The following is a 20758-nucleotide window of genomic DNA, read 5'->3' as shown; positions in this document are numbered from 1 at the left end:
CGCTTGATGAAAGCACGTATCAACCCCGCTTGTGAAAAGCGCTTTGTAACAAAAGCGTACAGTTCAGGCGATAAAATTAAGTAACAGAAGTGTCTATAACTATGGCTGGAATGTCCACATTGAATATTTGCACAGCGTCACACTTTGCAAAGCATTAGCATTTTTGTCCATAAGATTAGCGGATCCTGCCTGACGGTTTTTGCCGCGACTCTCTACTGTTTCTCCATACCTGTTTTTCTGGATGGAGTAAGACGATGGCAATTGCAATTGGCCTCGATTTTGGCAGTGATTCAGTGCGCGCTCTGGCAGTGGACTGCGCCACCGGCGACGAGATCGCCACCAGCGTAGAGTGGTATCCGCGCTGGCAAGAAGGCCGTTATTGCGACGGCCCGAACAACCAGTTCCGTCATCATCCGCGCGACTACATGGAGTCAATGGAGGCCGCGCTGAAAGCCGTTCTGGCACAATTAAGCGCCGCGCAACGCGCAAATGTCGTTGGCATTGGCGTTGACAGCACCGGTTCTACGCCAGCGCCGATTGACGCCGACGGTAACGTCCTGGCGCTGCGTCCGGAGTTCGCCGAGAACCCGAATGCGATGTTTGTGCTGTGGAAAGATCACACCGCCGTGGAAGAGGCCGACGAAATCACTCGTCTGTGCCATAAGCCAGGTAAGGTCGACTACTCCCGCTATATTGGCGGCATTTACTCCAGCGAATGGTTCTGGGCGAAGATTCTGCACGTCACCCGTCAGGATAGCGCCGTCGCGCAGGCCGCCGTCTCGTGGATTGAACTGTGTGACTGGGTGCCGGCGCTGCTTTCCGGCACCACTCGCCCGCAAGATATCCGCCGTGGCCGCTGCAGCGCCGGGCACAAAACACTGTGGCATGAAAGCTGGGGCGGTCTGCCGCCCGCGAGCTTCTTTGATGAACTCGATCCGTGCATTAACCGTCATCTGCGCTACCCGTTATTTAGCGAAACCTTCACCGCCGATCTGCCCGTGGGCACCCTGTGCGCCGAATGGGCGCAGCGCCTCGGCTTGCCGGAAAGCGTGGTGATTTCCGGCGGCGCGTTCGACTGTCACATGGGCGCGGTCGGCGCGGGCGCACAGCCCAATACGCTGGTAAAAGTCATCGGCACGTCTACCTGCGACATTCTGATTGCGGATAAACAGAGCGTCGGGGATCGCGCCGTGAAAGGCATTTGCGGTCAGGTTGACGGCAGCGTGGTGCCGAACTTTATCGGTCTGGAAGCGGGCCAGTCCGCTTTCGGCGACATCTACGCCTGGTTTAGCCGCGTGTTGAGCTGGCCGCTGGAACAACTTGCCGCGCAGCACCCGGAACTGAAAACCCAGATTAACGCCAGCCAGAAGCAGCTACTGCCAGCGCTCACCGACGCCTGGGCGAAAAATCCGTCCCTGGATCACCTGCCGGTGGTGCTCGACTGGTTTAACGGTCGCCGCACGCCCAATGCTAATCAGCGTCTGAAAGGCGTCATTACCGATCTCAATCTCGCCACCGACGCGCCAGCGCTGTTTGGCGGTCTGGTCGCCTCGACCGCCTTCGGCGCGCGCGCCATTCAGGAGTGTTTTACCGATCAAGGTATCGCGGTCAATAACGTGATGGCGCTTGGCGGCATCGCCCGTAAAAATCAGGTCATTATGCAGGTCTGCTGCGACGTACTGAATCGTCCGTTGCAGATCGTCGCTTCCGACCAGTGTTGCGCATTAGGCGCCGCTATCTTTGCCGCCGTCGCTGCGAAAGTCCATGCCGATATTCCTGCCGCCCAGCAAAGCATGGCGAGCGCGGTAGAACGTACTCTGCGTCCCCACCCTGAACAGGCGCAACGCTTCGAACAGCTTTACCGCCGCTACCAACAGTGGGCGCTAAGCGCAGAACAACATTATCTTCCGACTGCCGCGCCGGCGCCAACGACCCCGGCCAATCAGGCAATCCTGACTCATTAAGGACACGACAATGACGATTTTTGATAATTATGAAGTATGGTTTGTGATTGGCAGCCAGCATTTGTATGGCGCAGAAACCCTGCGTCAGGTCACCCAACATGCCGAGCATGTGGTCAACGCACTGAATACCGAAGCCAAACTGCCATGTAAACTGGTATTAAAACCGCTGGGCACCTCGCCGGATGAGATTACCGCCATTTGTCGTGACGCCAATTATGACGATCGCTGCGCAGGGCTGGTGGTCTGGCTGCACACCTTCTCCCCGGCCAAAATGTGGATCAACGGGCTGAGTATCCTTAACAAACCACTACTGCAATTCCATACCCAATTTAACGCCGTCCTGCCGTGGGACAGCATCGATATGGACTTTATGAACCTGAACCAGACTGCGCACGGCGGTCGCGAGTTCGGCTTCATCGGCGCGCGGATGCGCCAGCAGCACGCGGTCGTCACCGGTCACTGGCAGGATAAAGAGGCCCATACGCGTATCGGCGCCTGGATGCGCCAGGCGGTCTCTAAACAGGATACTCGCCAGCTAAAAGTCTGCCGCTTCGGCGACAATATGCGTGAAGTCGCAGTGACTGACGGTGATAAAGTGGCCGCGCAAATCAAATTTGGCTTTTCGGTCAATACCTGGGCGGTCGGCGATCTGGTGCAGGTGGTGAATTCTATCGGCGACGGCGATATCAACGCTCTGATTGACGAGTATGAAAGCAGCTATACCCTGACGCCCGCCACCCAAATCCACGGCGATAAACGCCAGAACGTGCGGGAGGCGGCGCGTATTGAACTCGGTATGAAGCGTTTCCTGGAACAGGGCGGCTTCCACGCATTCACTACTACCTTTGAAGATTTACACGGTCTGAAACAGCTTCCGGGTCTGGCCGTACAGCGTCTGATGCAGCAAGGCTACGGCTTTGCGGGCGAAGGCGACTGGAAAACCGCCGCTCTGCTTCGCATTATGAAAGTGATGTCAACCGGTCTGCAGGGCGGCACCTCATTTATGGAGGATTACACCTACCACTTCGAGAAAGGCAACGATCTGGTGCTCGGCTCGCACATGCTGGAGGTGTGTCCCTCCATCGCGGTGGAAGAGAAACCGATCCTCGACGTCCAGCACCTCGGCATTGGCGGCAAGGAAGATCCGGCGCGTTTGATTTTCAATACCCAAACCGGCCCGGCGATCGTCGCCAGCCTGATCGACCTCGGAGATCGTTATCGCCTGCTGGTCAACTGCATTGACACCGTAAAAACGCCGCACTCCCTGCCGAAACTGCCGGTGGCTAACGCGCTGTGGAAGGCGCAGCCGGATCTGCCGACCGCCTCCGAAGCGTGGATTCTGGCTGGCGGCGCGCACCATACCGTCTTCAGCCACGCGCTGGATCTGAACGATATGCGCCAGTTCGCAGAAATACACGATATCGAAATCGCGGTGATTGATAACGATACCCGTCTGCCGGCCTTTAAGGACGCGCTGCGCTGGAACGAGGTGTATTACGGGTTCAAACGTTAATTGGTGAAACGGATTGCCCGGTGGCACTGCGTTTACCGGGCCTACGGTCCTGTAGGCCGAATAAGGCATTTGTGTCGCCATCCGGCACACCGTCGCTCGTAGGCCGGATAAGCGAAGCGCCATCCGGCAGGGAGAAAACAATGTTAGAAGATCTCAAACGCCAGGTACTGGAAGCCAATCTGGCGCTGCCAAAACACAACCTGGTCACCCTCACCTGGGGTAACGTCAGCGCCGTCGATCGCGAACGCGGCGTACTGGTGATTAAGCCGTCCGGCGTCGATTATAGCGTCATGACCGCTGACGATATGGTGGTGGTCAGCCTGGAGAGCGGTGAAGTCGTTGAAGGTCATAAGAAACCGTCGTCCGATACGCCAACCCACCGTCTGTTGTACCAGGCATTTCCGACTATCGGCGGCATCGTACACACCCATTCGCGCCACGCGACTATCTGGGCGCAGGCGGGTCAGCCGATTCCGGCGACGGGAACCACCCATGCCGACTATTTCTACGGTACGATTCCCTGCACTCGCAAAATGACCGAGGCGGAAATTAATGGCGAGTATGAATGGGAAACGGGCAATGTCATTGTTGAAGCCTTTGAAAAACAAGGTATTGACGCCGCTCAAATGCCCGGCGTGCTTGTCCATTCGCACGGCCCGTTTGCCTGGGGTAAAAATGCCGAGGATGCCGTGCATAACGCCATCGTGCTGGAAGAAGTGGCCTATATGGGGATCTTCTGCCGCCAGCTTGCGCCGCAGTTGCCCGACATGCAGCAATCCCTGCTGGATAAACACTATTTACGCAAACACGGCGCAAAAGCCTATTACGGGCAGTAATGCCTCTAAAAACGCGTCCCATGGGGGGCGCGTTGATGAGTCTGGTCGGTGATATATTCAGCAAATGCGCTTTGATAGACGTAATGATCAGAACTCACATATTCAATAATATTATCATAATGTCCCTGCCACGCTTTTCCTTCCAGCGCATGGAAGAAAATATAATCTTCGATTGTTGACTGCCAGCGTTGCCCATTTAACAGATAGTTAATAATGGTATCCCGATGTCCGTTTTTTCTGTCGTGTCCTTGCCAGTGAAAAAAAGCATTGCCGTTTTCAATAATCTCGGTACGCCAAATTTGTTCTGTCCATGTTTTATACTCAAAAAATCGACTCACGGTTTTTATGGAAGGGTTAGCGCGTTGAGTATTGACGAAAAGATAACGGTCGCTCCCTACCAGACGCGCCTGCATACTCACATTCATAAAAGATCATTCCCGAATACCACAAATTTTGATAAAAACACCCGCACCCGAAAGTCAAAATAAAATTATATTCTAAAATAAAAATTAAATTATGCAGAGAGTTCCCGACGAATTCGCACTGTAATCCATTTTTATTTAACCATAGCGGCCAATTGGAATATTATATTTCTACCTGACGGTGCGGATGTTCCAAATGAAATTGTTACACTTTTCATTAAGTAAAACAAACAAAAAAATATCGCTTTTTTGTTAATCCGAGAAATAAGTAACAGATTCGAACAAGCGCCTTTCTGAAAAATACTGAATGTATGAAAACAGACTTGACACAAAACAGCTAATACATGGGTAAAAACTGTAAATAAACATGATTCAAAATTAGCAGTTATAGGATAATTATATCTGCTGTCTACACCAGCATCATTATACCCTTCATACTTCGAGTTGCTTATGTGTTGGCTACGGATTACTCGGCCCATCCATGGGCCTTGCCCTGACGGGCCGTCGCACGCGACGTTCAAATCTGCTCCCGGCAGATTTGTCGCTCACCCCAGTCACATAGTTATCTATGCTCCTGGGCACTCACTCCCTTGCCGCCTTTAAGCAACTCGAATTATTTTGGGTATATATTGATAAATATACGTCAGCAAAAATATCTGACGCTAAAAGCCATTTTATCGTTAAAATATCCATTACACCCGTCACGGGGAACGAACTCATTCATGAAATATCGCTACATCATCAGAATCGCGGCAGGCATAATTCTCATTATGGCTACGGTGTTTATCCATAATGCCATCGCTATTTATCAGTTCAGTCAGCAAAACCAGACGCGCGTAGCTGACTGCGCGATTGTCGCAGGAGCAGGCGTTAGCGGAAAAACGCCTTCTCCCGTTTTTCAGGCCAGACTGGATCATGCCATCTGGCTTTACCAACAACACATTGTCCGTGCGTTGGTATTAACCGGCGGCTACGGCGCTGGCGCAACAGTTTCCGACGCGGCGATAGCCCGTCAATACGTTCAGGAAAAAGGGATTCCGGCTAAGGCAATTTTTATTGAAGAGCGCTCTACCGTGACGCGCGAAAATATTCGTTACGCAAAACAGATACTGCGACAACAACAATGGCGCACAGCGTTACTGGTCAGCGATCCGCTGCATATGCTGCGTCTGAAAACTATCGCTCAGGATAATGGTATCGATAGCCGCTCATCACCCACGCGATCCACCCGCTATAAATCCTGGTGGGCGCAAACCCGCTTCTTACTGCGAGAAACTTTTTATTACAGCGGATATCGGTTTTTACGTTATATGCCTGTACAAAATAACAGTATTACCCCCTAAAACAGGTTATAATTAGCGTGAATTTTTTAGACAGGTAATCATCGTGGCGCAGGCAGGTTTCATTTTAACCCGGCACTGGCGGGATACGCCGCAAGGGACGGAGGTCTCTTTCTGGCTGGCGACAGACAACGGCCCTGTGCAGGCAACGCTGGCGCCGCAAGAGTCCGTGGCGTTTATTCCGACCAGCCAGACCTCCCGCGCCGCCTCGCTGCTACAGGCGGAAAAAGACTATCGCCTGACGCAGCTCCAGCTGCGAGACTTTCATCGTCAGCCGGTATCCGGTCTGTATTGCCGTACTCACCGCCAGCTTATGCGGATGGAGAAACTGCTGCGCGAAAACGGCGTCACCGTTTATGAAGCGGATGTACGCCCGCCGGAACGTTACCTGATGGAGCGTTTTATTACGTCGCCCGTTTGGGTAGACGGCGAGATGCGCAACGGCGTTATCCGCAATGCGCGTCTTAAACCCCACCCCGACTATCGACCGCCGCTAAAATGGGTCTCGCTGGATATCGAAACCACGCGACACGGCGAACTGTATTGCATTGGTCTGGAAGGATGCGGCCAGCGTACCGTTTATATGCTGGGCCCGGCGAATGGCGATGACCGCCAACTGGACTTCGAGCTTGTGTATGTCGCCAGCCGCCCGCAGTTGCTGGAAAAACTCAACGCCTGGTTTGCCGAACATGATCCTGACGTCATCATCGGCTGGAACGTGGTGCAGTTCGACCTGCGTATGCTGCAAAAACATGCCGAACGCTACCGTATCCCTTTACGGCTGGGTCGAGACAATAGCGAACTGGAGTGGCGCGAACATGGCTTCAAAAACGGCGTTTTTTTCGCCCAGGCCAGAGGGCGAGTCATTATCGATGGTATCGACGCGCTTAAATCCGCGTTCTGGAATTTTTCGTCTTTTTCGCTGGAAGCCGTCTCGCAGGAACTGCTCGGCGAAGGAAAATCCATTGATAATCCCTGGGATCGTATGGATGAGATCGATCGCCGCTTTGCCCAGGATAAACCCGCCCTCGCCACCTACAACCTGAAAGACTGCGAGCTGGTCACGCGCATTTTCCATAAAACCGAGATCATGCCGTTTTTGCTGGAACGCGCGACGATCAACGGCCTGCCGGTCGATCGCCACGGCGGTTCAGTCGCCGCATTCGGGCATCTTTACTTTCCGCGAATGCACCGCGCCGGCTATGTCGCGCCCAATCTCGGCGAAGTGCCGCCGCTGGCAAGTCCCGGCGGCTACGTAATGGATTCACAACCCGGATTATACGATTCAGTACTGGTGCTGGATTATAAAAGCCTGTACCCGTCGATTATCCGCACGTTTTTGATTGATCCCGTCGGGCTGGTCGAAGGCATGGCGCAGCCGGATCCGAAACACAGTACCGAAGGTTTCCTTGACGCCTGGTTTTCACGAGAAAAGCACTGCCTGCCGGAAATTGTTAGCCAAATCTGGCACGGGCGCGATGAAGCCAAACGTCAGGGCAATAAACCGCTCTCGCAGGCGCTTAAAATCATTATGAACGCCTTTTATGGCGTACTCGGCACCACGGCCTGTCGCTTTTTCGATCCCCGTCTGGCGTCGTCAATCACCATGCGCGGTCATGCGATTATGCGCCAGACCAAAGCGCTGATTGAGGCGCAGGGTTATGACGTGATTTATGGCGATACCGATTCCACTTTCGTCTGGCTCCGGCGCGCGCATTCAGAAGCCGATGCGGCGGAAATCGGGCACAGGCTGGTGCGTCACGTGAACGAATGGTGGGCGCAGACGTTACAACAGCAAAATTTGACCAGCGCGCTGGAGCTGGAGTTTGAAACCCACTTTTGCCGTTTTCTGATGCCGACCATCCGCGGCGCGGATACTGGCAGTAAAAAACGCTACGCGGGCCTGATTCAGGAAGGCGACAGCCAGCGCATGGTATTTAAAGGTCTGGAAACGGTGCGGACCGACTGGACGCCGCTGGCGCAGCGCTTTCAACAGGAGCTGTATCTGCGTGTTTTTCGCAATGAACCTTATCAAGACTATGTGCGTGAGACTATCGATAAACTGATGGCGGGCGAACTGGACGCACAGCTGGTTTATCGTAAGCGTCTGCGTCGCCCTTTACATGAGTACCAACGTAACGTTCCGCCGCACGTTCGCGCCGCCCGGCTGGCGGATGAACAAAACCTGAAGCAGGGTCGTCCGGCGCAGTATCAGAATCGCGGCGCCATAAAATATGTCTGGACTGTTAACGGCCCCGAGCCCGTGGATTACCAGCAGTCGCCGCTGGATTACGAACACTATCTTACCCGCCAGCTACAACCCGTGGCGGAAGGAATTCTTCCCTTCGTTGAAGATAATTTTGCTACACTACTGACCGGGCAACTGGGGTTATTTTGACGCGTGACGAAAGCGCCGCCTTCCAGTACCATAGCGCCCTTTCCATTCCTGGACCTAATTAACGCCACTACCACATTAGCCTGGTAGCGGGGTCGTATACTCGCAATTATCCAGTGCTGTCGCCTGGGAATGGCGAGTAATGCCTGCAATTAAAGATATAGAGCCGAACACATATGCCTTTTACACTTGGTCAACGCTGGATCAGCGATACAGAAAGCGAGCTGGGACTTGGAACCGTTGTTGCGATGGATGCGCGAACCGTCACCTTACTTTTCCCGTCCACGGGAGAAAACCGCCTGTATGCGCGCAGTGATTCTCCCGTGACCCGCGTCATGTTCAACCCTGGCGATACGATTACAAGCCATGAAGGCTGGCAGCTACATATCGATGAAGTAAAAGAAGAAAATGGCCTGCTTGTTTATGTCGGCACCCGCCTGGATACCGAAGAGACCAATGTGACGTTGCGCGAAGTTCTGCTCGACAGCAAGTTGGTTTTCAGTAAGCCCCAGGATCGTCTGTTCGCCGGTCAAATCGATCGAATGGATCGGTTCGCGCTGCGCTATCGCGCCCGTAAATTTCAGAGCGAGCAGTACCGGATGCCATACAGCGGTCTGCGCGGTCAGCGGACCAATCTGATCCCGCATCAGCTTAATATCGCTCATGATGTGGGGCGTCGCCATGCGCCGCGCGTACTGCTGGCGGATGAAGTGGGCTTAGGTAAAACCATTGAAGCCGGGATGATTCTGCATCAACAGTTATTATCCGGCGCGGCGGAACGCGTATTGATCATCGTTCCGGAAACCCTGCAACACCAGTGGCTGGTAGAAATGCTGCGCCGTTTCAACCTGCGCTTCGCGCTGTTCGATGACGAACGCTATACCGAAGCGCAGCACGACGCGTATAACCCGTTTGAAACCGAACAACTGGTGATCTGCTCGCTGGATTTCGCCCGCCGTAATAAGCAGCGTCTGGAACATTTGTGCGACGCCGAGTGGGATCTGCTGGTGGTCGACGAAGCGCATCATCTGGTGTGGAGTACCGATGCGCCGAGCCGTGAATATATGGCCATCGAACAGTTAGCTGAACGCGTACCGGGCGTGCTGCTGCTGACCGCCACGCCAGAACAGCTGGGGATGGAAAGCCATTTCGCCCGTCTGCGCCTGCTGGATCCGAACCGTTTCCACGATTTCGAACAGTTTGTCGAAGAACAGAAAAACTACCGCCCTGTCGCCGATGCGGTGGCCATGCTGCTGGCGGGCAATAAACTCAGCAACGACGAACTGAACAGGCTGGGCGATCTGATCGGCGAACAGGATATTGAACCGCTGTTGCAGGCCGCTAATAGCGATCGCGACGATGCGCAGGCCGCCCGTGATGAGCTGGTGTCGATGCTGATGGATCGCCACGGCACCAGCCGCGTTCTGTTCCGCAACACCCGTAACGGCGTCAAGGGGTTCCCGAAACGTGAACTGCATACGGTAAAACTGCCGCTGCCGACCCAGTATCAGACCGCCATTAAGGTCTCCGGCATTATGGGCGCGCGTAAAAGCGCGGAAGATCGCGCCCGCGATATGCTCTATCCGGAACAAATTTATCAGGAGTTCGAAGGCGATACTGGCACCTGGTGGAACTTCGACCCACGCGTTGAGTGGCTAATGGGCTATCTGACCAGCCATCGTTCGCAAAAAGTGCTGGTGATCTGCGCCAAAGCGACCACCGCGTTACAGCTGGAGCAGGTGCTGCGCGAACGCGAAGGCATCCGCGCCGCCGTGTTCCATGAGGGCATGTCGATTATCGAACGCGACCGCGCCGCCGCCTGGTTCGCCGAAGAAGATACCGGCGCGCAGGTGCTGTTATGTTCCGAAATCGGCTCCGAAGGACGTAACTTCCAGTTTGCCAGCAATCTGGTGATGTTCGACTTGCCGTTTAACCCGGATCTGCTGGAACAGCGTATTGGTCGTCTGGATCGTATCGGCCAGGCGCATGATATCCAGATCCACGTCCCGTACCTGGAAAAAACCGCCCAGTCGGTGCTGGTTCGCTGGTATCACGAAGGGCTGGACGCCTTTGAGCACACCTGCCCGACCGGTCGCGCGATTTATGATTCAGCCTACGCCAGTCTGATTAACTATCTGGCCGCGCCTGAAGAAACCGACGGGTTTGACGATCTGATCAAATCCTGCCGCGAACAGCATGAAGCGCTAAAAGCCCAGTTAGAACAGGGCCGCGACCGCCTGCTGGAGATCCACTCCAACGGCGGAGAAAAAGCCCAACAGCTCGCACAAAGCATTGAAGAACAGGACGACGACACCAACCTGATCGCGTTCGCCATGAACCTGTTCGATATCGTCGGCATTAACCAGGACGATCGCGGCGACAACCTGATCGTGCTGACGCCGTCCGACCACATGTTGGTGCCGGATTTCCCCGGCCTGCCGGAAGACGGCTGTACTATCACGTTTGAACGTGACGTCGCCCTGTCTCGCGAAGATGCGCAGTTTATTACCTGGGAACATCCGCTCATCCGTAACGGACTGGATCTGATCCTCTCCGGCGACACCGGCAGCAGCACCATTTCGCTGTTGAAAAATAAAGCACTGCCCGTCGGCACGCTGCTGGTCGAACTGGTTTACGTCGTGGAAGCGCAGGCGCCGAAACAGCTACAACTGAACCGCTTCCTGCCGCCGACGCCGGTACGTATGCTGTTAGATAAAAACGGCAACAATCTGGCCGCCCAGGTCGAGTTTGAAACCTTCAACCGCCAGCTCAGCGCCGTGAATCGCCACACCGGCAGCAAACTGGTTAACGCCGTGCAACAGGACGTCTATGCCATTTTGCAACTGGGCGAGACGCAGATTGAAAAGTCCGCCAGAGCGCTGATTGATAACGCGCGTCGCGAGGCGGATGAAAAACTGTCCGGGGAACTGTCGCGTCTGGAAGCGCTGCGCGCCGTCAACCCGAACATTCGCGACGACGAACTTGCCGCTATCGACAGCAACCGTCAGCAGGTGCTGGAAAGCCTGAATCAGGCAGGCTGGCGTCTGGACGCGCTGCGTCTTATCGTCGTCACGCACCAATAACGGAGCCGTACATGGGGATGGAAAACTACAATCCGCCGCAGGAACCCTGGCTGGTTATCCTGTATCAGGATGAGCACATTATGGTGGTCAATAAGCCCAGCGGCCTGTTGTCCGTGCCGGGGCGTCTGGAAGCGCACAAAGACAGCATTATGACGCGTATCCAGCGCGACTACCCGCAGGCAGAGTCGGTGCATCGTCTGGATATGGCTACCAGCGGCGTGATTGTAGTGGCGCTGACCAAAGCTGCGGAGCGGGAGCTAAAACGCCAGTTCCGCGAACGTGAGCCGAAAAAGCAGTATGTGGCGCGCGTATGGGGTCATCCCTCCCCGGCGGAAGGGCTGGTTGACTTACCGCTCATCTGCGACTGGCCGAACCGGCCAAAGCAGAAAGTGTGTTATGAAACCGGCAAACCGGCGCAAACGGAATATAACGTGGTGGAGTTTGCGGCGGATAATACCGCCCGCGTGGTGCTCAAACCGATCACCGGGCGTTCGCATCAGCTTCGTGTGCATATGCTGGCGTTAGGCCACCCGATTTTAGGCGATCGGTTTTACGCCTCGCCGGAAGCGTTGTCACTGGCGCCGCGTTTGCAGTTACACGCCGAAATGCTGACCATTACCCATCCCGCTTACGGCACCAGCATGACGTTTAAAGTCCCGGCAGATTTTTAAATTCAGAGCCAATTTATGCCGGGGCGCTTCGCTTGCCCGGCCTACATTCATTAACGTAGGCCGGATAAGGCGCTAGCCGCATCCGGCAATTCAATCACTTGAAGCCTTTCTGTTCTTTGATTAGCTCATACGCTTTCTGAATTTCCTGCGCTTTTTGCTTCGCCATCTCCATCATTTCCGGCGGTAAACCTTTCGCGACCAGTTTGTCCGGATGATGCTCGCTCATCAGTTTGCGATAAGCGCGTTTAATGGTGGTTGCATCGTCGGTGGTTTTAACCCCCAGCACATTACAGGCATCTTCCAGCGTCGGGCCGCGCTGCGCCTGCTGCCAGCCGCCGCCGGACTGTTGATGATAACCGCCGCCAAACTGCGCGCCGCCCTGCATCATGCGCAGAAACTGATCGAACTGTACGCGGGAAATACCTAGCTCTTCCGCAATCACATACAGCACTTCCCGCTCATTAGGGTGTAGCGAGCCATCGGCAAACGCCGCCTGGATCTGAATTTCCAGAAACATCCGGATCAGATCAAAACGCCCGAAGCAGACGCTACGAAACTGCCGCATCTTTTCACGTAATGGGTAATTATCCGCTTTTCCGACCCGAAAGGCGTTCTGCGCGGCAGTACGTGAATCGCCGTGTAAATTCATACGATCCATCAACTGACTGGCGATATGAATATCCGCTTCCGTCACCCGTCCTTTTGATTTGGTTAAGTGGCCCATCACCTCAAAGGTGGTGGCAAAAAACAGCGCCTGCCGTTCCCGCTGGTTGGCAAACCACGCCATTTTTCGGCTGCGGGCTTTGTCGAACATATGGCCCACCAGCAGACCCAGGACCACGCCCCAAAAGCCGCCGCCCATCATCAGGGCTACGGCGACGCCAATTATCTTTCCCCAGTACTGCATAGACTCCCCAAAACGTTACGCTATCGGTGAGGCTATCTCCCACAAAATAAGGTGCTTTTCTGCGAATGAAGGCTACGGTCAATTGTGGGACATCGCCTATAATTTGCATTATCATACCTGTCATTCAATGCCGTGCCTAACACCACAGACGCTAAACGGCAGGATTAACACTGGCGCAGCGAAGATGAGTAAGTTAGGCTGTGACCGTTTGTCACGCGCAACGCTACCGATGATGGAACAATAAATACAACGTATGAAAAAACGTATTCCCACTCTTCTGGCCACCATGATCGCCAGCGCCCTTTATAGTCATCAGGGGCTGGCAGCCGATCTCGCCTCACAGTGTATGTTGGGCGTGCCGAGCTACGATCGTCCTCTGGTAAAAGGCGATACCAACGATCTGCCGGTTACTATCAATGCCGATAACGCTAAAGGTAACTACCCGGACGATGCCGTTTTTACCGGCAACGTGGACATTATGCAGGGGAATAGCCGCCTGCAAGCGGATGAAGTGCAGCTTCATCAGAAGCAGGCGGAAGGTCAGCCGGAACCTGTACGCACCGTCGATGCGCTGGGTAATGTGCATTATGATGACAATCAGGTCATCCTTAAAGGGCCGAAGGGCTGGGCGAACCTGAACACCAAAGACACGAACGTCTGGGAAGGCGATTACCAGATGGTGGGCCGTCAGGGGCGCGGTAAAGCCGATCTCATGAAGCAGCGCGGCGAAAACCGCTATACCATTCTGGAAAACGGCAGCTTTACCTCCTGTCTGCCTGGCTCCGATACCTGGAGCGTGGTGGGGAGTGAAGTCATCCATGACCGTGAAGAACAGGTTGCGGAGATCTGGAACGCCCGGTTTAAAGTAGGTCCGGTTCCGATCTTTTATAGCCCCTATTTACAGCTACCCGTCGGCGACAAACGTCGCTCAGGTTTCCTGATCCCGAACGCGAAATACACGACCAAGAACTATTTCGAGTTCTACTTACCGTATTACTGGAACATCGCGCCCAATATGGACGCCACCATCACCCCGCACTATATGCACCGCCGCGGCAATATTATGTGGGAGAACGAATTCCGTTATCTCACGCAGGCAGGCGCCGGGTTGATGGAATTAGATTATCTGCCTTCTGATAAAGTCTACGAGGACGAACATCCCAAAGAGGGCGATAAGCACCGCTGGTTATTCTACTGGCAGCACTCAGGCGTGATGGATCAGGTGTGGCGTTTTAACGTCGATTACACCAAAGTCAGCGACTCCAGCTACTTTAACGATTTCGACAGTAAGTACGGTTCCAGTACCGACGGTTACGCAACGCAGAAATTCAGCGTCGGCTACGCCGTACAAAACTTTGACGCTACGGTATCGACCAAACAATTCCAGGTGTTTAACGATCAAAACACCAGCAGCTACTCTGCGGAGCCGCAGTTAGACGTTAACTACTACCATAACGATCTCGGGCCGTTTGATACCCGGATTTACGGCCAGGCGGTACATTTCGTCAACACCAAAGACAATATGCCGGAAGCGACCCGCGTCCACCTGGAGCCAACCATTAATTTGCCGCTCTCCAACCGCTGGGGCAGCCTGAACACCGAAGCGAAGCTGATGGCGACGCACTATCAGCAAACGAATCTGGACAGCTATAACAGCGATCCAAACAATAAAAATAAGCTGGAAGATTCGGTTAACCGCGTCATGCCGCAGTTTAAAGTCGACGGTAAGCTCATCTTCGAACGCGATATGGCGATGCTGGCGCCGGGGTATACCCAGACGCTGGAACCACGCGTGCAGTACCTGTATGTGCCGTACCGCGACCAGAGCGGCATCTATAACTACGATTCTTCTTTGCTGCAATCCGACTATAACGGCCTGTTCCGCGACCGCACTTATGGCGGTCTCGACCGTATTGCTTCCGCCAACCAGGTCACGACCGGCGTCACAACACGCATTTATGATGATGCCGCCGTTGAACGTTTTAACGTTTCTGTTGGTCAAATCTACTATTTCACGGAGTCTCGCACCGGCGATGACAACATTAAATGGGAGAATGACGACAAAACCGGTTCGCTGGTTTGGGCAGGCGACACTTACTGGCGTATTTCAGAACGCTGGGGGCTGCGTAGCGGAGTGCAGTACGATACCCGTCTGGATAGCGTCGCTACCAGCAGCAGCAGCCTCGAATACCGTCGGGATCAGGATCGTCTGGTACAGTTGAACTACCGCTATGCCAGCCCGGAATATATTCAGGCTACGTTGCCTTCGTATTATTCCACGGCAGAGCAGTATAAAAACGGCATCAACCAGGTGGGCGCGGTGGCAAGTTGGCCGATTGCCGATCGCTGGTCGATTGTCGGCGCGTACTACTTCGATACCAATTCGAGCAAACCTGCAGACCAGATGCTCGGCTTGCAGTACAACTCTTGCTGCTATGCGATCCGCGTCGGATACGAACGTAAGCTGAACGGTTGGGATAACGATAAACAACACGCGATTTATGATAACGCGATTGGCTTCAACATTGAGCTGCGCGGTTTGAGCTCTAACTACGGCCTCGGCACGCAAGAAATGTTGCGTTCGAACATTCTGCCGTACCAAAGCTCTATGTAATCTGATTGATTTACAACGTAATCCGCATTGCGGTTAATTGAAATGGAAAAAGTATGAAGAACTGGAAAACGCTGCTTCTCGGTATCGCCATGATCGCGAATACCAGTTTCGCTGCCCCCCAGGTAGTCGATAAAGTCGCAGCCGTCGTCAATAATGGCGTCGTGCTGGAAAGCGACGTTGATGGCTTAATGCAATCAGTCAAACTCAACGCGGGTCAGGCAGGTCAGCAGCTTCCGGACGACGCCACGCTGCGTCACCAGATCCTGGAACGTTTGATTATGGATCAAATTATCCTGCAGATGGGTCAGAAGATGGGGGTGAAGATCACGGATGAGCAGTTGGATCAGGCCATCGCCAACATCGCCAAACAAAACAATATGACGATGGATCAGATGCGCAGCCGTCTGGCTTACGATGGGCTGAACTATTCAACCTACCGTAACCAGATTCGTAAAGAGATGATTATCTCTGAAGTGCGCAACAATGAGGTTCGTCGCCGTATCACCGTTTTGCCGCAAGAAGTTGACGCGCTGGCAAAACAGATTGGCACCCAAAACGACGCCAGCACCGAGCTGAATCTGAGCCATATCCTGATTGCTCTGCCGGAAAACCCAACCTCCGAGCAGGTTAACGACGCGCAGCGCCAGGCGGAAAGCATTGTTGAAGAAGCGCGTAACGGCGCAGATTTCGGCAAACTGGCGATTACCTACTCTGCCGACCAGCAGGCGCTAAAAGGCGGTCAGATGGGCTGGGGCCGTATCCAGGAGCTGCCGGGGATTTTCGCCCAGGCGCTGAGCACCGCGAAGAAAGGCGACATTGTCGGCCCGATTCGCTCCGGCGTCGGTTTCCACATTCTGAAAGTAAACGACCTGCGCGGTCAGAGCCAGAGTATCTCCGTGACCGAAGTTCACGCTCGTCACATTCTGCTTAAGCCGTCGCCTATCATGAACGATCAGCAGGCGCGCCTGAAGCTGGAAGAAATCGCGGCTGACATTAAGAGTGGTAAAACCACATTTGCCGCTGCGGCGAAAGAGTACTCTCAGGACCCGGGCTCCGCTAACCAGGGCGGTGATTTGGGTTGGGCTACGCCAGATATTTTCGATCCGGCGTTCCGCGACGCGCTGACGAAGCTGCATAAAGGCCAAATAAGCGCGCCGGTACACTCCTCTTTCGGCTGGCATCTGATCGAATTGCTGGATACGCGTAAGGTAGACAAAACCGATGCGGCGCAGAAAGATCGCGCTTATCGTATGCTGATGAACCGTAAATTCTCAGAAGAAGCGGCGACCTGGATGCAAGAACAGCGCGCCAGCGCTTACGTTAAGATTTTGAGTAACTAATGAGCAGTGCGCAACGCGTTGTTATCACTCCCGGCGAACCCGCCGGGATTGGCCCCGATCTTGTCGTCCAACTGGCGCAACGCGCGTGGCCGATTGAACTGGTCGTCTGTGCGGACGGCGCGCTCCTGACGGAGCGGGCCGCCATGCTCGGCCTGCCCCTCTCGCTTCTCCCTTACTCGCCTGATGTCCCCGCTGCGCCGCAGCCCGCGGGAACGCTGACCCTATTGCCGGTCTCGCTGCGCGCGCCTGCCATCCCCGGTCAGTTGACAGTAGAAAATGGCCCCTACGTGGTAGAGACGCTGGCGCGAGCGTGTGATGGCTGTCTGAACGGTGAATTTGCCGCGCTGATCACAGGCCCCGTGCACAAAGGCGTTATTAACGACGCAGGCATTCCGTTTACCGGTCATACCGAGTTTTTCGAAGAGCGTTCACAGGCGAAAAAAGTCGTGATGATGCTGGCAACCGAAGAACTTCGCGTGGCGCTGGCGACCACGCATCTGCCGCTACGGGCGATTGCAGACGCCATCACCCCTGCGCTTTTGCACGAAGTGATTGCTATTTTGCATCACGATTTGCGGACCAAATTTGGTATTGCCGAACCGCGCATTCTTGTCTGTGGCCTGAATCCGCACGCGGGCGAAGGCGGTCATATGGGCACGGAAGAGATAGACACCATCATTCCGGTGCTCGACGAGCTGCGGGCGCAGGGGATGAAACTCAACGGGCCGCTACCTGCTGATACGCTGTTTCAGCCCAAATATCTCGATAATGCCGACGCGGTGCTGGCGATGTACCACGATCAGGGCCTGCCCGTGCTAAAATACCAGGGATTCGGTCGGGGAGTGAATATTACGCTCGGCCTACCTTTTATTCGAACCTCCGTTGACCACGGCACCGCGCTTGAACTGGCAGGTCGTGGAAAAGCGGATGTCGGCAGTTTTATTACGGCGCTTAATCTCGCCATCAAAATGATTGTTAATACCCAATGAATAATCGAGTCCATCAGGGCCATTTAGCCCGTAAACGCTTCGGGCAAAACTTTCTCAACGATCGGTTTGTGATCGACAGTATTGTTTCTGCTATTAATCCGCAAAAAGGCCAGGCGATGGTTGAAATCGGCCCCGGTCTGGCGGCGCTGACGGAGCCGGTCGGCGAACGACTGGATAAGCTCACGGTCATTGAACTTGACCGCGATCTGGCGGCGCGTTTGCAAACCCATCCGTTTTTAGGGCCGAAGCTGACTATTTATCAGCAGGACGCCATGACCATGAACTTTGGCGAACTGTCTGCGCAGTTGGGCCAGCCGCTGCGTGTGTTCGGCAATCTGCCCTATAATATCTCCACCCCGCTGATGTTCCATCTCTTTAGCTATACTGATGCCATTGCCGACATGCACTTTATGTTGCAAAAAGAAGTGGTAAATCGTCTGGTTGCAGGGCCGAACAGCAAAGCGTATGGTCGTTTAAGCGTGATGGCGCAATATTACTGTCAGGTGATCCCGGTGCTTGAAGTGCCGCCATCCGCCTTCACGCCGCCGCCCAAAGTGGACTCCGCCGTGGTGCGTCTGGTTCCACACGCAACAATGCCTTACCCGGTTAAAGATATTCGCGTGTTGAGCCGTATTACCACCGAGGCCTTTAACCAGCGCCGTAAAACGATCCGTAATAGTCTCGGCAATCTTTTTAGTGTTGAGACGTTGACGGAAATGGGTATTGACCCGGCAATGCGCGCGGAAAATATCTCTGTCGCGCAGTACTGCCAGATGGCCAACTATCTGTCGGAAAACGCGCCTTTGAAGGAGAGTTAAACATGATCAATTCGCCCAGAGTGTGTATTCAGGTGCAAAGCGTCTACATTGAGGCGCAATCCTCACCTGACGATGAACGTTACGTTTTTGCCTATACCGTAACCATCCGCAATCTGGGTCGGGCGCCAGTGCAGCTATTGGGCCGCTACTGGCTGATTACCAATGGTCATGGCCGTGAAACTGAAGTCCAGGGCGAAGGTGTGGTTGGCGTCCAGCCGCGCATTGCGCCTGGCGAAGAGTATCAGTACACCAGCGGCGCGGTAATTGAAACGCCGCTGGGCACCATGCAGGGTCATTACGAAATGATCGATGAAAATGGCGACGCCTTTACCATCGACATTCCCGTGTTTCGACTCGCCGTCCCTACACTCATTCACTAAAATTATAACAATGGCAACTTATCTCATCGGCGACGTTCACGGTTGCTACGACGAACTGATCGCCTTATTACAGCAAGTGGAATTTACGCCAGATACAGACACTCTGTGGCTGACTGGCGATTTGGTCGCCCGCGGTCCCGGTTCGCTGGACGTGTTACGCTACGTCAAATCGCTTGGCAATAGCGTGCGTTTGGTGCTGGGGAATCACGATTTACACCTGTTGGCCGTATTCGCCGGGATTAGCCGCAACAAACCTAAAGACCGGCTGACCCCGCTTCTTGAAGCGCCGGACGCCGATGAGCTGTTGAATTGGTTACGCCGTCAGCCGCTGTTGCAGGTAGATGAAGAGAAAAAGCTGGTCATGGCGCATGCGGGTATTACCCCACAGTGGGATTTGCAGACGGCAAAAGAGTGCGCCCGCGATGTTGAAGCGGTGCTGTCGAGCGACTCGTACCCGTTTTTCCTCGACGCGATGTATGGCGATATGCCAAATAACTGGTCGCCGGAGTTAAGCGGTCTGGCGCGGCTACGCTTTATTACTAATGCTTTTACCCGTATGCGTTACTGCTTTCCTAACGGTCAACTGGATATGTACAGTAAAGCGTCGCCGGAAAATGCCCCTGCGCCGCTGAAGCCGTGGTTCGCCATTCCGGGGCCGGTGAGCGAGGCTTACAGTATTGCGTTCGGGCACTGGGCGTCGCTGGAAGGGAAAGGGACGCCGGAAGGTATTTACGCGCTGGATACCGGCTGCTGCTGGGGCGGGGAGTTGACCTGTTTACGCTGGGAAGATAAACAGTATTTTGTGCAGCCGTCAAACCGCCAGATGGATATGGGCGAAGGCGAAGCGGTCAACGCCTGATAGGTTTATGCCTGATGGCGCTACGCTTATCAGGCCTACATCCGGCTACATCTGGCTCAAGAGCAGGCCGGATAAGGCGTTTCGCCGCCATCCGGCACTACAGCGTTAACGACGCTCCAGAATCTCGAAACAATAGCTGTGAGAATTCTGCGCGTCGGCATCGTGAAACTCACTGAATACCGATTCCCAGTCATCCGGTTCATAATCCGGAAAATGGGTATCGCCTTCGACTTCCGCATCAATATGCGTCAGATAAAGCTTCTGCGCTTTTGGCAGGAACTGCTCGTACACGCGCCCGCCGCCAATGACCATAATTTCCGGTGCATCGCCGCAAGCGGCAATCGCCTCATCGACAGACTTCACCCACTGCACGCGATCGTCGGTGCCCGGCTGGCTGCTGATAACAATATTTTTACGTCCCGGTAAGGGGCGTCCGATGGACTCCCAGGTGTGACGTCCCATGACGACAGGTTTATTTAACGTGTTACGTTTAAACCAGGCGAGATCGGCAGGCAGGTTCCACGGCATGGCGTTTTCCATACCGATGACGCGATCCACCGCTAACGCCGCAATCAGACTGATCATTAATTATTTCCTGATACAAAAAAAATTGCCGCCACTATACGT

Annotated in this window: 16 protein-coding genes; 13 read left to right on the top strand and 3 right to left on the bottom strand. The window is 54.4% G+C overall.

What is annotated here, in order from left to right:
* The first annotated feature begins 254 nt into the window (after positions 1 to 254).
* From araB to araD, 3 genes are all read left to right on the top strand, one after another.
* Complete coding sequence (gene araB, locus ABVN36_RS02640; protein WP_000951816.1) at positions 255 to 1964, top strand: ribulokinase; 1710 nt, start codon at positions 255 to 257, stop codon at positions 1962 to 1964.
* Between the two features lie 10 nt (positions 1965 to 1974).
* A complete protein-coding gene (gene araA / locus ABVN36_RS02635; protein ID WP_023139005.1) occupies positions 1975 to 3477 on the top strand; it encodes an L-arabinose isomerase in 1503 nt (500 codons plus the stop codon).
* Between the two features lie 140 nt (positions 3478 to 3617).
* The gene (gene araD / locus ABVN36_RS02630) at positions 3618 to 4313 is read left to right on the top strand and encodes an L-ribulose-5-phosphate 4-epimerase (RefSeq protein ID WP_000888682.1); all 696 of its coding nucleotides are present in this window, start codon (positions 3618 to 3620) and stop codon (positions 4311 to 4313) included.
* Between the two features lie 5 nt (positions 4314 to 4318).
* Here araD and ABVN36_RS02625 read toward each other — a convergent pair whose 3' ends face one another.
* A complete protein-coding gene (locus ABVN36_RS02625; RefSeq protein WP_001103156.1) occupies positions 4319 to 4738 on the bottom strand; it encodes a DUF4751 family protein in 420 nt (139 codons plus the stop codon).
* A 719-nt stretch (positions 4739 to 5457) separates the two neighbouring features.
* Between ABVN36_RS02625 and ABVN36_RS02620 the strand changes: the two genes are divergently transcribed.
* The 4 genes from ABVN36_RS02620 (at position 5458) to rluA (ending at position 12224) form a co-directional block, all read left to right on the top strand.
* Positions 5458 to 6078 carry a YdcF family protein gene (locus ABVN36_RS02620; protein WP_023139006.1) on the top strand — a complete coding sequence of 207 codons (621 nt, stop codon included), beginning with the start codon at positions 5458 to 5460 and terminating at the stop codon, positions 6076 to 6078.
* A gap of 43 nt (positions 6079 to 6121) precedes the next feature.
* Positions 6122 to 8473, top strand: a complete 2352-nt coding sequence (gene polB, locus ABVN36_RS02615; protein WP_023139007.1) for a DNA polymerase II — start codon at positions 6122 to 6124, stop codon at positions 8471 to 8473.
* A gap of 173 nt (positions 8474 to 8646) precedes the next feature.
* Positions 8647 to 11553 (top strand): RNA polymerase-associated protein RapA, encoded by a 2907-nt coding sequence (gene rapA / locus ABVN36_RS02610; protein ID WP_023139008.1) that lies wholly within the window; start codon positions 8647 to 8649, stop codon positions 11551 to 11553.
* An 11-nt stretch (positions 11554 to 11564) separates the two neighbouring features.
* Entirely contained in the window at positions 11565 to 12224 is a 660-nt protein-coding gene (gene rluA / locus ABVN36_RS02605; RefSeq protein WP_000525198.1) for a bifunctional tRNA pseudouridine(32) synthase/23S rRNA pseudouridine(746) synthase RluA, read from the top strand.
* 94 nt (positions 12225 to 12318) lie between these two features.
* Here the strand turns inward: rluA and djlA are convergent, their stop codons facing one another.
* A complete protein-coding gene (gene djlA, locus ABVN36_RS02600; protein WP_001200595.1) occupies positions 12319 to 13131 on the bottom strand; it encodes a co-chaperone DjlA in 813 nt (270 codons plus the stop codon).
* Between the two features lie 253 nt (positions 13132 to 13384).
* On the opposite strand from djlA, the gene lptD reads away from it, so the two are divergent.
* The 6 genes from lptD to apaH are packed head-to-tail and all read left to right on the top strand — an operon-like array spanning position 13385 to position 20131.
* The gene (gene lptD / locus ABVN36_RS02595) at positions 13385 to 15745 is read left to right on the top strand and encodes an LPS assembly protein LptD (protein WP_000746119.1); all 2361 of its coding nucleotides are present in this window, start codon (positions 13385 to 13387) and stop codon (positions 15743 to 15745) included.
* A gap of 53 nt (positions 15746 to 15798) precedes the next feature.
* A complete protein-coding gene (gene surA / locus ABVN36_RS02590) occupies positions 15799 to 17085 on the top strand; it encodes a peptidylprolyl isomerase SurA (protein ID WP_000800482.1) in 1287 nt (428 codons plus the stop codon).
* A complete protein-coding gene (gene pdxA, locus ABVN36_RS02585) occupies positions 17085 to 18074 on the top strand; it encodes a 4-hydroxythreonine-4-phosphate dehydrogenase PdxA (RefSeq protein WP_000093001.1) in 990 nt (329 codons plus the stop codon). Before surA ends, pdxA begins: the two co-directional genes overlap by 1 nt.
* Complete coding sequence (gene rsmA, locus ABVN36_RS02580) at positions 18071 to 18892, top strand: 16S rRNA (adenine(1518)-N(6)/adenine(1519)-N(6))-dimethyltransferase RsmA (RefSeq protein WP_001065397.1); 822 nt, start codon at positions 18071 to 18073, stop codon at positions 18890 to 18892. Before pdxA ends, rsmA begins: the two co-directional genes overlap by 4 nt.
* Positions 18893 to 18894: 2 nt before the next feature.
* A complete protein-coding gene (gene apaG / locus ABVN36_RS02575) occupies positions 18895 to 19272 on the top strand; it encodes a Co2+/Mg2+ efflux protein ApaG (RefSeq protein ID WP_000610894.1) in 378 nt (125 codons plus the stop codon).
* A gap of 10 nt (positions 19273 to 19282) precedes the next feature.
* The gene (apaH, locus tag ABVN36_RS02570; protein WP_000257211.1) at positions 19283 to 20131 is read left to right on the top strand and encodes a bis(5'-nucleosyl)-tetraphosphatase (symmetrical) ApaH; all 849 of its coding nucleotides are present in this window, start codon (positions 19283 to 19285) and stop codon (positions 20129 to 20131) included.
* Between the two features lie 105 nt (positions 20132 to 20236).
* On the opposite strand, the gene folA is transcribed toward apaH, so the two are convergent.
* Entirely contained in the window at positions 20237 to 20716 is a 480-nt protein-coding gene (gene folA / locus ABVN36_RS02565) for a type 3 dihydrofolate reductase (RefSeq protein ID WP_000624379.1), read from the bottom strand.
* Between the last annotated feature and the right edge of the window lie 42 nt (positions 20717 to 20758).

It is taken from the genome of Salmonella sp. SJTUF15581 (assembly GCF_043356775.1).
Classification (GTDB): Bacteria; Pseudomonadota; Gammaproteobacteria; order Enterobacterales; family Enterobacteriaceae; genus Salmonella; species Salmonella enterica.
The sequence above is the reverse complement of the archived record's forward strand: the minus strand, read 5'-3'. Positions and strand labels throughout refer to the sequence as shown.

Excerpts from the sequence above, each read along its gene's own strand:
- araB (WP_000951816.1), top strand. The coding sequence starts at position 255 with ATGGCAATTGCAATTGGCCTCGATTTTGGCAGTGATTCAGTGCGCGCT.
- araA (WP_023139005.1), top strand. The coding sequence starts at position 1,975 with ATGACGATTTTTGATAATTATGAAGTATGGTTTGTGATTGGCAGCCAG.
- araD (WP_000888682.1), top strand. The coding sequence starts at position 3,618 with ATGTTAGAAGATCTCAAACGCCAGGTACTGGAAGCCAATCTGGCGCTG.
- ABVN36_RS02625 (WP_001103156.1), bottom strand. The coding sequence starts at position 4,738 with ATGAATGTGAGTATGCAGGCGCGTCTGGTAGGGAGCGACCGTTATCTT.
- ABVN36_RS02620 (WP_023139006.1), top strand. The coding sequence starts at position 5,458 with ATGAAATATCGCTACATCATCAGAATCGCGGCAGGCATAATTCTCATT.
- rapA (WP_023139008.1), top strand. The coding sequence starts at position 8,647 with ATGCCTTTTACACTTGGTCAACGCTGGATCAGCGATACAGAAAGCGAG.
- rluA (WP_000525198.1), top strand. The coding sequence starts at position 11,565 with ATGGGGATGGAAAACTACAATCCGCCGCAGGAACCCTGGCTGGTTATC.
- djlA (WP_001200595.1), bottom strand. The coding sequence starts at position 13,131 with ATGCAGTACTGGGGAAAGATAATTGGCGTCGCCGTAGCCCTGATGATG.
- lptD (WP_000746119.1), top strand. The coding sequence starts at position 13,385 with ATGAAAAAACGTATTCCCACTCTTCTGGCCACCATGATCGCCAGCGCC.
- surA (WP_000800482.1), top strand. The coding sequence starts at position 15,799 with ATGAAGAACTGGAAAACGCTGCTTCTCGGTATCGCCATGATCGCGAAT.
- pdxA (WP_000093001.1), top strand. The coding sequence starts at position 17,085 with ATGAGCAGTGCGCAACGCGTTGTTATCACTCCCGGCGAACCCGCCGGG.
- rsmA (WP_001065397.1), top strand. The coding sequence starts at position 18,071 with ATGAATAATCGAGTCCATCAGGGCCATTTAGCCCGTAAACGCTTCGGG.
- apaG (WP_000610894.1), top strand. The coding sequence starts at position 18,895 with ATGATCAATTCGCCCAGAGTGTGTATTCAGGTGCAAAGCGTCTACATT.
- apaH (WP_000257211.1), top strand. The coding sequence starts at position 19,283 with ATGGCAACTTATCTCATCGGCGACGTTCACGGTTGCTACGACGAACTG.
- folA (WP_000624379.1), bottom strand. The coding sequence starts at position 20,716 with ATGATCAGTCTGATTGCGGCGTTAGCGGTGGATCGCGTCATCGGTATG.